A 12,698-nucleotide genomic window follows, 5' to 3' on the forward strand; every position below is an offset into this window, starting at 1 on the left:
CCAACCTATGATCCGTCGTACCTTTCTCACCCTTGCCGCTGCGTTACCGCTGGGCACCTGTTTCGCAGCCGAAGATTTCCTGAGCTATGAGCCGAAAGGCGAGGCAAAGGGCAAGCATATCGTGCTCCTGGCAGGCGATGAAGAATACCGCAGTGAAGAAGCCCTGCCGATGCTGGCTAAGGTGCTGAGCGAGCGCCATGGCTTTAAAACCACAGTGCTCTTCTCGGTAGGTGCAGATGGCACCGTGGATCCCACTGCAGGAGGCAGCCTCACCAATCCTCAGGCTCTGGACAGCGCCGATGCGATTGTCATGCTGCTGCGTTTCCGCAAATGGAATGAGGAGACTCTGGGCAAATTCGATGCCGCCATCAAACGTGGCATTCCCGTCATCGCCCTGCGCACCAGCACCCACGCTTTTGCAGGGATTCCCAATGACAGCAAGTTCGCTTCCTGGAACTGGAACAAGGACGGTGGCTGGGGCAAAAAAGTACTGGGTGAGACCTGGGTAAGCCACTGGGGCCATCACAAGTTTGAAGCCACTCAAGGCGTCATCGAGGCCGCCAATGCCAGCGACTCCCTTCTCAACGGAGTCACTGATGTCTTTGGCACTAGCGATGTTTATGAGGCCTACCCTCCGGCGGATGCGAAGATCCTGATGCGCGGGCGCGTGCTCAAAGGCATGACCCCCGACTCCGGTTCTCTGGAAACCGTCAAGGCCCGCGCGACGGACAAGAAGGAGCAGCCTGTGAATGAGCCCATGATGCCCATCGCCTGGACTCGCAGCGTGAAGAACGAGGCTGGCACGGAGAATAAGATCTTCACCACCACCATGGGTGCCGCCACGGATCTGACCAACGAAAGCCTGCGTCGTCTGGTGCTGAATGGCGTTTACTGGGGTTTCGGCCTGCCCGTGCCCACAAAGGCAGATGTCTCCCTGGTGGGTGATTACAACCCCACGGCCTACGGTTTTAACGGCTTCAAAAAAGGCCTGAAGATCAGCGATTTGAAGTAGGGCTCCAAGCTTTCATCTCTATGCAAAGGGCGACTGCGAAGTCGCCCTTTGTTTTTTGATGGATGTGGTGAGGACATGCCCAACAAGCCCCTTTCGAAGTTCATCAGACGCATTACTCTGTCGGCGACATGGCAGACCTTGGCAGACTCAATCAACTCCCCGTTCTCTACAGCACCTCGCAGGGCATTTATCTGGGGGGCGGAGATCATGGAGAGATTCTGCTGCCAAACCGTTACGTGCCACGGGGAACCCAGATTGACGATATCCTGGAGGTCTTTGTTTACCGGGATTCTGAAGACCGTCTGGTCGCCACCACCGAACGCCCGCTTGCAATGGTCGGGGAATCCGCCCCGCTGCGCGTAGTCAGCGTGAACCGCAATGTTGGGGCATTTCTGGACTGGGGCCTCCCGAAGGACCTGCTGCTGCCTTTTCGCCAGCAGGCAGAACAGGTTTTTGTGGGGGACACGGTCATCGCCCACGTCATGGTGGATGCAAAGACAGACCGCATCATCGCCACAACGAAGATTAACAAACACCTCAACAAAGCCCAACCCGTCGGCTTTAAGCCTGGGCAGCCGGTTGCCTTGGTCATCCTGGCAGAGACTCCGCTGGGCTACAATGCCATCGTCGAAGGCACTCACCAGGGCCTGCTTTACCACAGCAATGTGGGTGCGACCTTGGAGATAGGGCAGAAGTTGAAGGGCTTTGTCACTGCTATCCGCCCAGGGGGAAAGCTGGATCTCAGCCTGGATGCGAGGGGGTATCAACGTGTGGCCCCGCTGACCGACCAGATCCTGCAGGCTCTCCAGGCCAATGGCGGGCAGCTTTCTTTTGATGACGATAGCTCACCCGAGGTCATTCGGCAGAACTTTGATTGCAGCAAAAAAGCTTTCAAGCAGGCGCTCGGGGCCTTGTTTCGCCAGCGCCGTATCCGCTTCACGAATCCCGGCATCGCCTATGTGGACATCCGCGAAAGCACCGGGCAGGAGTGGCGGCCAGGGGAGTAGTCCCAAAAGTATTCTTGGACCCGCCTACGGCGTGGACGAACTCAGGTAGTAGCAGCAAAACTCGGTCTTTACCCAGACGTTTTTCCCCTCTATATCGCGATCATGCACGATCCACGCGTTGACCAGCTCGCTCGCCAACTTGTCCGTTACTCCACCCAAGTGAAAAAGGGGGACTTTGTCTGGATTGACTGCTTTGACGTGCCTAACTACGTGGCTCACGCCATGATCCGTGCTGTGGTGGAGGCCAAGGCTCGCCCGATCGTGAAGCTGCATGACACCACCGTTACGCGCGAGCTGATGATCCATGCCGATGAGACGCAATACGACGTCATCGCTGAAAGTGAGCTGGCGCTCATGAAAAAAATGGATTGCTACATCGCAGTGCGAGGCAGCCATAACATCACCGAGAACAGCGATGTGCCTGCCGACCGCATGAAGCTGGTGATGGCCAAGCTGCGCCCTCTGCAGAATGAGCGCGTGAACAACACCCGCTGGTGTGTGCTCCGCTGGCCTACCAGTGCCATGGCCCAGCAGGCAGGCATGAGCACACGTGCGTTCGAAGACTTCTACTTCAAAGTCTGCCTCCTGGATTACGCCGCTCTCATCCCCGCCATGAACTCGCTGAAAAAGCTCATGGATAAGGCCAAGGACGTACACATCAAAGGCCCAGGGACAGATCTGCGCTTCAGCCTCAAGGGTCTGAAGTCCATCGTCTGTGGTGGTAGACATAACATCCCGGATGGGGAAGTCTTCAGTGCGCCCGTGAAGGACAGCGTGGAAGGTGTGATCAGCTACAATGCGCCGACGATTTATCAGGGCATCGCCTTTGATTCCGTGAAGCTGGAGTTCTCCAAAGGCAAGATCGTCAATGCCACCTCAAACAACACGGCGGCGATTAACAAGATCTTCGACAGCGATGAAGGTGCCCGTTACATCGGGGAATTCGCCATCGGGTTTAACCGCGAAATTCGCGAGCCCATGCGTGACATCCTCTTTGATGAGAAGATCGCCGGCAGCTTTCACTTCACCCCGGGTCAGGCCTACGAAGGCGTGGCGGATAACACCAACCGCAGCCAGGTCCACTGGGACTTGGTGTGCATCCAGCGTCCTGATTACGGTGGTGGTGAGATCTATTTCGACGGCGAGCTCATTCGCAAAAACGGTCAGTTTCTGCTGCCTGAATTGAAGCCCCTGAATTGAAGCCCCTGAATTGAGGTAATGCCGTTTATCCGCGTCCAACAGGACGCAGGATTTGGGGGGGGCGAAAGCGTGAGAGCTATCGCCCGGACCACCCGCTGGCGCGGGCAGCTACGGTGTAGCCGCGTCCACCAGGACGCGGGGTGTTTGGCTTGTCAGAAGCGTGAGAGTATCTACCCGAACCACCCGCTGAAGCGGGCAGCTACGGAAGAAAATCACCAAAGATCAATCGGCGCGTGGGTCTCCGGCCGGATGATTTCGGTGTCGCGGTTCAGGGTCTCTGCAAAACGGGCGCTGAACCACGCTTGGGAAGGTTCTTCGCCGTGCACCATAAGCAGCTTTTTAGGCTTCACCTTTTCCACGTACTCGGCGATCTGCTCACGGGTGGCGTGGGCGCTGAGGTCAAAGCTTTCGATGCGGGCATGCAGCTCGACGGCTGGCAGGTCGGCCGAGAGCTTGATCTTCTCACCCGCCTTCGCCGTACGCAGGCGATAGCCTGGGGAGAGGGGATCGGTGTAACCCACAAAAGCGACGGCATTGCGCGGGTTATCAATGAACTTGTTCGCGAAGGAGTTCGAAGTCGTGCCTTCCGTCATCATGCCGCTGGAGAGGGCATAAATGGTGCGGGGCTGGTAATCAATCTGCGGGCGACCTGGGCCGCGTTTGCGGCGCGGTGGCACCAGCATGCTCACGTCTTCCAGCAAGCGGAAGCCGGGGTAGTTGCGGCGCACACGGTCCGCATAGTGATCATAGAGTACAGTCACTTTGGTGCCCAGACCACCGATTCGCAGCGGCATTTCAGGGATGAGACCTTCCTCACGCAGCTCATGCAGCATCAGCATCACTTCCTGGGTTTTGCCCAGGGCAAAGACCGGGATGAGGACGGAACCATTGGCATCAAACGTTTCACGGATCAGCGCGGCGAGACGCTCCTTTTCACCTTTGCGGCTGTAGTCGGCAGGCCGTTCATAGGTGCCGCGGGTCGTTTCCACCACCAGCACATCAATGCCTTCGGTGGGGAAATCTGCAGCGCGGGTGATGGTTTGGTTCTCGAAATTCACATCGCCTGTGTAAAACAGACTGCTGCCATTCTGCCGGATCATGATCCCTGCGGAGCCCATGATGTGGCCAGCATCGTGAAAGCTGGCCATGAGATCGCTGTTAGGCACCTCAAACGGGCGCTCCAGGTCACGATACACATATTGGGCACGGTTTTCATCCAGCTCACGGTGGGTGAAAAGCGGGTATTCATGGATGCTTTGCTCCTCACGCTGGGAGGTCATCACATTCACCGAGTTGTGCAGCATGGCGCTGGTGATCTCCCCCGTCGGCTCCGTCATGAACACCGGACTCTTTGGCTGCTTGCGCATCAGAACCGGCAGCGCGCCGATGTGATCATGGTGAGCGTGGGTAATGAAAAGGGCATCTGCCGTCTCATGCGGCAGGGCGCCAAAGTCTGGCAGAGCATTGAAACCCACCTCTTTCGGGTGCATCCCGGCGTCCAGGACGACTCGATTTTTACCGGACTCGAGAAGGTAGCAGTTGGCCCCGATCTCGCGGCGGCGGGTAAGATTACGGAAACGCATGTGTTCGTTTGAAAAGAGACGTAGGGAAGGGGCGAAGCTAGGGGCATGTGGCGAAACTGCAAGCCTTGAGACGCCTAACATTGCAGGCCAACTCAAACCCGAGTCGCTTCATTGTCGGGCAAAGTGCAATCACAGGGAACGAAGACAGTACGCGTCTCGGCGGTGATTCGACCACCTGTAAACGACATTTTCCCCAACTTTCCGCCTAGTTTTAAGGCGGAAAGTGGGGGGATGCCGTCACCGAATTACTTTCGGGCGATCAAGGATTCACCTGTCATTTCCGCAGGTTGGGCCACCCCCAGCATGTCCAGCAGGGTCGGGGCAATGTCAGCCAGTTTGCCGTTTTTCACGGTGTAATTGGCGGCATCGGCAGCCACATAGATGCCATGGACCAGATTGGTAGTGTGGGCGGTGTTCGGGCTGCCATCAGGATTGCGCATCAGTTCGCAGTTGCCGTGGTCGGCGGTGATGAAGAGCTTGCCACCCAGTTCCAGCACTTTTTCGACGATCAGCTTCACGCCAAAGTCGATCGTCTCACAGGCATGGATCCCGGCAGGCACCACGCCGGTGTGGCCCACCATGTCGGGGTTCGCGAAGTTCATGATCACCGCATCGTAGTTTTCCAGCCGGCGCAGGACTTCAAAGGTGAGGTCCGGGGCGCTCATCTGCGGTTTTTTGTCGTAGGTGGGCACTTCCTTCGGGCTGATGGCCAGATAGCGGTCCTCGCCAGGATTCGGTTCCTCCACCCCGCTGTTAAAGAAGAAGGTCACGTGCGGGTACTTCTCCGTTTCAGCCGCCCGCAGTTGGGTCAGCCCGGCGGCGGCGATGATCTGGCCCAGGTTGTTGCTGAGGCTTTCAGGGCCAAAGATGACGCGACAGCCTAGGGCATAGTAAGTCGCGTCATATTCCGTCAGGGTGTAGTAATTCACCAGCGGGTGGACTTCGCGGTCAAAGCCCTCAAACCCAGTCTTCAAAAAGGCGTCGCTCAACTGGCGGGCACGGTCGGCGCGGAAGTTGAACCAGACGATGACGTCCCCATCGCGGATACGCTGCTCATCGGCATGGGAGAAAATCATGGGCAGCAGGAACTCATCGCCGCGTGGGTCCAGATCATAGGCCGCGCGAATGGCGGTGTGGGGCGCATCGCTGCGTTTTTCACCCCGGCCCAGCACGATGGCGTCCCAGGCCAGCTTGTTGCGGTCCCAGCGGGTGTCGCGGTCCATGGCGTAGTAACGACCGATCACAGTGGCGATCTTGGCCCCGCTAAAGGTCAGGTCCGTTTCCAGCTTGGCCACATAGGCGGCGCCGCCTTTCGGGTCGGTATCGCGGCCATCGGTGATGGCGTGTACCATGATGTCATCCACGCCCGCCATTTTGGCGGAGTTGCACAGGGCGACGAGGTGCTCCTGGTGGGAGTGTACCCCTCCATCGCTGATGAGCCCCATGAAATGCAGACGCTTACCTTTGGCTTTATGGAAGGCTTCTACCAAGGCTGGCATGGTGGCCAGCTCGCCATCGCGGATGCTTTTGTTGATTCGGGTCAGGTCCTGGTACACCACGCGCCCGGCACCCAGATTCAGGTGGCCGACTTCGCTGTTGCCCATCTGGCCGTCCGGCAGGCCCACATCTTCGCCACTGGCGCTCACGGTGCCGCGCGGGTAGGTGGCGTAGAGGTGATCGTGAAACGGAGTGCGTGCCAGCAGGGTAGCATCGCCATTCGCTTCAGCTTGCGCTTTGCCGCCGGGATTGATGCCCCAGCCATCACGGATAATCAGAACAACAGGTTTTTTGGCCATAAGAATTCCTTCTCATCCGTCAGAATCACCGATTCTGCAACCTCGGGTGATTCTAGTTGACCTCTGGCCTGCCACCTCTTTCCTGCGCGACACTTCATGAAGACCACGCCTGTCACCACCGCCGACCTCCGCAGCTCCGTCATCGCCGTCCCGCCGCTGTGCCGGAATGCGGACCTCAGTCTCAGCCGTGAGGAGAACAAAAAGCTGATCGACCACATGTACGCGGGTGGCATCCGCACCCTGCTTTATGGCGGCAATGCGAATCTCTACAACATCGCCATCTCCGAATACGACGCTCTGCTCTCCATGCTCACAGATCTCGCCCCGGCCGATCTCTGGATGGTGCCTAGCATCGGGCCGATGTACGGCACGGCGATGGACCAGGCAGCCATCCTGAAGGATCACAAGTTCCCGACAGCCATGCTGCTGCCGACTCTTTTCCCTTCCAAGCCTGCGGGTGTGGCCACGGCCATCCGCCATCTGGTGGAAAAAGCAGGCATGAAGCTGGTGCTCTACATCAAGGACGAATCCTACATCACCCCGGAACACGCGGCAGAGCTCGTCAATGATGGCCTCATTTCCTGGATCAAATACGCCGTGGTGAAGCCTAACCCGGCCGATGACCTTTACCTCACCAAGCTGGTCTCCCTGGTGAACCCAGACCTGATCGTCAGCGGCATTGGCGAGCAGCCTGCCATCATCCATCTGCGCGATTTCGGCATTACCGGCTTCACCGCAGGCTGCGTCTGCGTCGCTCCACGCCTCAGCATGGATCTCCTCCGCGCCATTGACGCCAAGGACTACGACCGCGCCGAGCAGATCCGCGAGATCTTCCTGCCTCTGGAAGACCAGCGCAATGCCCACAGTCCCATTCTGGTCCTGCACCACGCCGTCGCCCTCGCAGGCATCGCCAAAACCGGCCCCGTCCTGCCTCTGCTCACTGAGCTGCCAGATGAACTCCTCCCCGGCATCGAAAAAGCCGCGAAGGACCTGTTGGTGAACGCGGCGTGAGTCGCTGGCCTGCGCCCCAGAAAAAAGTCACTCAAGACCAAGAAGTCTTTCTCCACGGTGCTAACAGCATCGGAAAGCTTCTTGGTTCTTTGTTTTGAATATTGTTAGCCGGTTGGATTGATCTTTAGCCCTCACGGGAAAGGCTATCATTGCGGCCTGCCACCCGCATCCAGCTCCGCCCCGACTTCTGAAAAGGCGGCAGTAAGTGCCTGCCAGTCCTCCGCCGAGGTGTCGGGGCCGCTGCTGACCCGAACGACTCGCTTCAACTCCTCCCAACTGGCCCCGAGGGCCTGAACCACGACGGAGGATCCTTCTTTGCCAGAGCTGCAGGCGGATCCAGTGGAGATGGCGAAACCACGCCGGGTAAGGCGGGTGAGCCATTTGAGGTTGTCGTGTCGGGGCATCACCAACAACGAAGTGTTGCTAAGGCGGGAAGCCTTTTCAGAGATCACGCGCAGCCCAGGAAAGGCAGCTTTCATTTCAGCCTCAAAGCTGCCGCGGTGCTGGCTTTGAGCCTGTTGAGCGGCTTTGATATTCTCAGTAGCAGTCTCAAGGGCAGCGACCATGGCAGCGATGGCGGGGTAGTTTTCAGTCCCTGCGCGGCGGCTGTTTTCCTGCGGGCCACCGTGCAGGAGGGGAAAGCTTTCTTCCGCATCAGCCAGGATGAGAAAGCCGATGCCTTTGGGCCCACCAAATTTATGGGCGCTGCCGGTGAGGTAATCACAAGTGCCGATCTGGCCTGCGGGCTGCTTGCCGATCCACTGGGCGGCATCACTGTGGAAGCGCGCGCCGGATTCGCGGCAGATTTCCAACAGTTCCTCCCAGGGCTGGAGCACGCCGCTTTCATTGTTGGCAGCCATCAGGGAAACCAGGGCAGGGGAATGCTGCTGAAGAATTCCTTGCAACACTTCTGGTTGGACCACGCCCTGATCATCCACGGGGATTTCGATCACGCGTCCCCGGCCAAGCCAAGCACGCGCGGCCTCGCGGACGCTGGGGTGTTCAATCGCAGAAATGGCCACGACCCCATCCGCAGGGAGGCATTTCGAAAGCCCGGCAAATAAGGTGTTGTTAGACTCGGTCGCGCCGGAGGTGAAGACCACGCGCTCAGGCTCCACGCCCAGGAGATCGGCGAACTGTTCGCGTGCTGCTTCCAGAGCCTGACTGGTGAGACCTGCCTCACGATAAAGACTGGAGGCATTGTGCCAATGCTGATCACTGGCCCGCAACCAGGCCGCGCGGGCCGCCGGGGACAGGGGCGTGGTAGCGTTGTAGTCGAAGTAAGCAGGCACAGTGGAGGTGTAGCATTCCTACACAGGGAATGCCAGGTTTGCCAGTATCTTCGAGCCTCAGAGCCTCTGTTAGGCATGTCCGATCGGGCCTAAAAGTTGACCGACAAACAGCAGACGATTTTCGGTATAAAGTCTCCATGAATCGTCGCTCCTCGCTTAAGACCATCCTCGCTACGGGCATCGCCCCCTGGATTGTACCCGCGCATGTGCTGCGTTCGCAGACTGCTCCTTCGAACAAAATCACCCTGGGGGTCATCGGTTGCGGGTCTCAGGGCATGGTGGACCTGCGCGCCTTCTTAAACCACGACGATGTACGCGTGGTGGCGCTCTGCGACGTGAACCGCAAGAACATCGAGAAAGCCAATGGCTACTACCTCAAGGAAAAATATGGCAAGGCCGATGCCCGCGTGTATTCAGACTTCCGGGAACTCAATCGAGATCCCGGGGTGGATGCGGTGCTGATGGCGCTGCCAGTGCACTGGCACAGCATTCCCTCGGCGGATGCCGTTCTGAACGGTAAGCACATCTACCATGAAAAACCCATGGCCTTGTCCTTGCAGGAGTCCAAGCTGGTGCGCGCGGCCGTGAAGAAGATGGGGGTGACCTTTCAGTTCGGGACCCAGCAGCGTTCGGATTTAAAATTCCGCTGGGCGGCGGAGCTGGCTCAAAATGGCCGATTGGGCAAATTGCGCGAGATTCAGGTAGGCGTACCCGGTGGAAAAACGGCTCCAGTTTGGTCCGAGCAACCCGTGCCTGAGCATGTGGACTGGGATCGCTGGGTAGGCCCGGCACCGATGTCATCCTTCCATGAAGAAAAACTGAAGCGTGACAATCACGAAAACATCCGTGCCTTTTCCCTGGGCATGATTTCCTGTTGGGGCATCCACCATCTGGACATCGCCCAGTGGGGCAATGGCACAGATCATTCCGGGCCAGTCAGCGTTGAAGGCAGCGCCCTTTATCCGGAGTCAGGCGGGTGCGATACCGCACTCTCCTGGCAGGTGCGTTTTGAATACGCCGCTGCGGCTCCCATCCTCTTTGCCAATGAAAGCGCGGAAGTGGCGCATGGGGCGCGATTCATCGGTGAAAAAGGCTGGGTCCATGTAAAACGAGGCGTCATCACGGCCAGTAATCCCGAGCTACTTCGAGACCCCGCCAACAAAGTGGGTGCCATGCCGATCAAACTGCCCGTGAGCCTGGAGCACACTCGCAATTTTGTGGATGCCATCCAGGGGAAGACCAAGACCATCTGCGACATCGAAACCGCTCTACGTAGTGACACCCTGCCTCAGCTCGCCTCCATCTGTCTCAAGACGCAGCGCAAGTTGACGTGGAATCCGGAGAAGGAAGACTTTGGTGCCGATCAAGAGGCCAATCGACTGATGCAGTGCCGTGAATTGCGTGGCGATTGGAAACTGCCTGTGGTTTAGGGCATGCCCAGGCGAGGAAAACCTTTGGTAAAACGCAGGTGCGTGGCAGCGTTTGTCATATCCTGCCATGTCTGACCTCACTTCCTCCTCCGATTTTAAACGTCGCGCCTTTCTTCGTGCTGCCCTTTCCGGGGCCATTCTGCCGACTGGACTGACGCTGGCCGCAGAGGAGGGGGAAGCCAAACCGGGCGTTTTTCAGGAGCCTGCCCATGAACTGCCTCTGGTGCAGGATGCAGATGTCATCGTCTGCGGTGCAGGGCCTGCTGGGGTGACGGCGGCCATTACGGCTGCACGGGCGGGAGCACGTGTGCGCCTGTTTGAATGGCGTGGCTGCCTGGGCGGGGTGTGGACAGCGGGGCTGCTGGGTTATTTTCTCGACTTTAACAAACCGGGTTTCGCTAAGGAATTGCGCGATAAACTGGACGCACGAGGAGCTCGAGCGAATTCCACCAGCACCTCCCGGTTCTGTTATGATCCCGAGGCTTTGAAGCAACTGCTGGAGGAACTTTGTGTGGAGGCGGGCGTGAAATTCCAGCTCCATACCCGCGTGGCAGCCGCTTTTAAAGAAGGTCGTCGCCTAACCACGATTGTGACAGAGTCCAAATCCGGTCGCCAAGCCTGGACCGCCCCCATTTTCATTGATGCCACCGGTGATGGCGACCTGGGAGCACAGGCTGGCTGCCAGTTTGAAATCGGCGAGGCCGCCGAGTGTCCCTGCCAGCCCATGTCGCTGAATGCTCTGCTGATGGTGAAGGATGTCGAGCAGATGCGGGAGTTTGTCCGCTTCGGTGTGCCTAAGCCTGATGAGAACAAAGATGCGGATAAGAAAAAGCTCATCAAGGAAACCATCGCCAGCACGGGGCATTTCCCTTCCTATGCAGGGGCCACGCTGTGGCATGTGCATGGCAATCTGGTGTTTGCCATGTTTAATCATGAGTATGGGATTAAGCCCTGGGATGCGGCGGAGATCACTGCCGCCACGGTGCGGGCTCGCGCGGAGATGCACAAGATGATCAACGGACTGCGCAGCCTCGGGGGAGCATGGGAGGGCGTTCAAATCGTCGCCACGGCGGAACAAATCGGCGTGCGGGATGGTCGCCGCATCGTGGGCCGTTATGCGGTGAAGCAGGACGACTTGATTGTGGGTGCCCGCCATGAAGATGGGGTCACCCGGGCCAGCTTTGGGGTGGATGTCCATGCCACCACGGCGGATCACAATAAGCAGGCACCCATTCATGCCACCAAAATCAAAGTGAAGCCCTATGACATCCCTCTGCGCGCCATGATCGCCGCCGACGTGGATGGCCTCATGATGGCAGGGCGCTGCATCAGCGGTGACTTCATTTCCCACTCCAGCTATCGGGTGACCGGCAATGCCGTGGGCATGGGAGAAGGTGCAGGCGTGGTAGCCGCAATTGCTGCCACGTCAAAGCGCCTGCCCCATGAGGTGACGTGGGCTGAGGGGGAGGCCAAGCTACGCGAGATGAATCAGCGCGTTTGAGATTAGACTTTTAGCCATCAGCAGACCTCTACCCCATGGTTGTTTACATTGATGTTGATGACACCCTGATTCGCAGTGTGGGAACGAAGCGGATACCCATGGTCGCAATGGTCGAGCATGTGAGGCGACTTAAAGCGGATGGAGCTGAATTGTACCTTTGGAGTGCAGGTGGAGCCGAATATTGCAAGGAGACTGCTGCTGAGCTCGGGATAACGGATTGTTTCGTCGCCTTCTTACCCAAGCCTCGAATTATGATTGATGATCAAGAGGTGAGGGAATGGGTTTTCTGCACAACTTACCATCCAGCTTCTTGTGCGGGGCGCTCCCTCGCAGATTATCTAGTGGTAGCATAGTCTTTGGCTGTGATGAGGCGTTAGCCTAGATATTCAGCAGCCTGAGGTGATCAATATCCCTCAGACCGTGAACATTGACCGGGTAAGTTTAAACCATGCTGTGCAGCCCCAGCACGTTGCCTTCGGTGTCTTCAAGGATGCCAATGAAACCATGGGGAGGGATGGCGAAACGGTCGCGGATCACCTTGCCTCCGGCCGCTGAGATGCGCGAGAGCACTCCGTCGAGGTCGCCTTCGACATTGAGGTAAACCATGGAGCCACCAGGGCCGGGATTGCAGCCTTCCATTTTGGTCAGGGCACCGCCGATGCCCTGCATGTTGTCATAGGGGAAGATGGCCATCTCGCAGCAGTCCATGCCAGCGTCTTGGAGCTTGGCGTTCAGGATGGTTTCGTAAAAAGCGCGGGCGCGGCTGAGATCGGCGACGAAGATTTCGAACCAGTTGATGGCGTTGTTTTTCATGGTGTGTGGGATTGGAGTTCAGGCCTGCTGTTTTTGCAGGACACCCACATGAA

10 protein-coding genes are annotated in these 12,698 nt (G+C 58.1%); 6 read left to right on the forward strand and 4 right to left on the reverse strand.

Annotated elements, in window-relative coordinates:
• The first annotated feature begins 7 nt into the window (after positions 1-7).
• From ABEB25_RS00945 to ABEB25_RS00955, 3 genes are all read left to right on the forward strand, one after another.
• Positions 8-1,012, forward strand: coding sequence for a ThuA domain-containing protein (locus ABEB25_RS00945; protein WP_345734495.1), 1,005 nt, complete (start codon positions 8-10; stop codon positions 1,010-1,012).
• A gap of 128 nt (positions 1,013-1,140) precedes the next feature.
• The gene (locus ABEB25_RS00950) at positions 1,141-2,019 is read left to right on the forward strand and encodes a CvfB family protein (protein WP_345734496.1); all 879 of its coding nucleotides are present in this window, start codon (positions 1,141-1,143) and stop codon (positions 2,017-2,019) included.
• A gap of 102 nt (positions 2,020-2,121) precedes the next feature.
• Complete coding sequence (locus tag ABEB25_RS00955) at positions 2,122-3,219, forward strand: aminopeptidase (protein WP_345734497.1); 1,098 nt, start codon at positions 2,122-2,124, stop codon at positions 3,217-3,219.
• Between the two features lie 212 nt (positions 3,220-3,431).
• Here ABEB25_RS00955 and ABEB25_RS00960 read toward each other — a convergent pair whose 3' ends face one another.
• Both ABEB25_RS00960 and gpmI read right to left on the reverse strand, forming a co-directional pair.
• Positions 3,432-4,802, reverse strand: coding sequence for an MBL fold metallo-hydrolase (locus ABEB25_RS00960; RefSeq protein ID WP_345734498.1), 1,371 nt, complete (start codon positions 4,800-4,802; stop codon positions 3,432-3,434).
• 245 nt (positions 4,803-5,047) lie between these two features.
• Positions 5,048-6,598: a 2,3-bisphosphoglycerate-independent phosphoglycerate mutase gene (gene gpmI / locus ABEB25_RS00965; RefSeq protein WP_345734499.1), complete on the reverse strand. Its 1,551-nt coding sequence runs from the start codon at positions 6,596-6,598 to the stop codon at positions 5,048-5,050.
• Positions 6,599-6,694: 96 nt separating this feature from the next.
• On the opposite strand from gpmI, the gene ABEB25_RS00970 reads away from it, so the two are divergent.
• A complete protein-coding gene (locus tag ABEB25_RS00970) occupies positions 6,695-7,609 on the forward strand; it encodes a dihydrodipicolinate synthase family protein (protein ID WP_345734500.1) in 915 nt (304 codons plus the stop codon).
• Positions 7,610-7,755: 146 nt separating this feature from the next.
• On the opposite strand, the gene ABEB25_RS00975 is transcribed toward ABEB25_RS00970, so the two are convergent.
• Positions 7,756-8,901: a cysteine desulfurase family protein gene (locus ABEB25_RS00975; protein ID WP_345734501.1), complete on the reverse strand. Its 1,146-nt coding sequence runs from the start codon at positions 8,899-8,901 to the stop codon at positions 7,756-7,758.
• 137 nt (positions 8,902-9,038) lie between these two features.
• Here ABEB25_RS00975 and ABEB25_RS00980 point away from each other — a divergent pair, with 137 nt between their 5' ends.
• Together ABEB25_RS00980 and ABEB25_RS00985 are read left to right on the forward strand one after the other, a co-directional pair.
• Positions 9,039-10,331, forward strand: a complete 1,293-nt coding sequence (locus ABEB25_RS00980; RefSeq protein ID WP_345734502.1) for a Gfo/Idh/MocA family protein — start codon at positions 9,039-9,041, stop codon at positions 10,329-10,331.
• A gap of 67 nt (positions 10,332-10,398) precedes the next feature.
• Positions 10,399-11,832, forward strand: a complete 1,434-nt coding sequence (locus ABEB25_RS00985) for an FAD-dependent oxidoreductase (protein WP_345734503.1) — start codon at positions 10,399-10,401, stop codon at positions 11,830-11,832.
• Between the two features lie 441 nt (positions 11,833-12,273).
• On the opposite strand, the gene ABEB25_RS00990 is transcribed toward ABEB25_RS00985, so the two are convergent.
• Positions 12,274-12,645 (reverse strand): VOC family protein, encoded by a 372-nt coding sequence (locus tag ABEB25_RS00990; RefSeq protein WP_345734504.1) that lies wholly within the window; start codon positions 12,643-12,645, stop codon positions 12,274-12,276.
• Positions 12,646-12,698 lie beyond the last annotated feature (53 nt).

Origin of the sequence: Prosthecobacter algae (genome assembly GCF_039542385.1) — a bacterium.
GTDB lineage: Bacteria > Verrucomicrobiota > Verrucomicrobiia > Verrucomicrobiales > Verrucomicrobiaceae > Prosthecobacter > Prosthecobacter algae.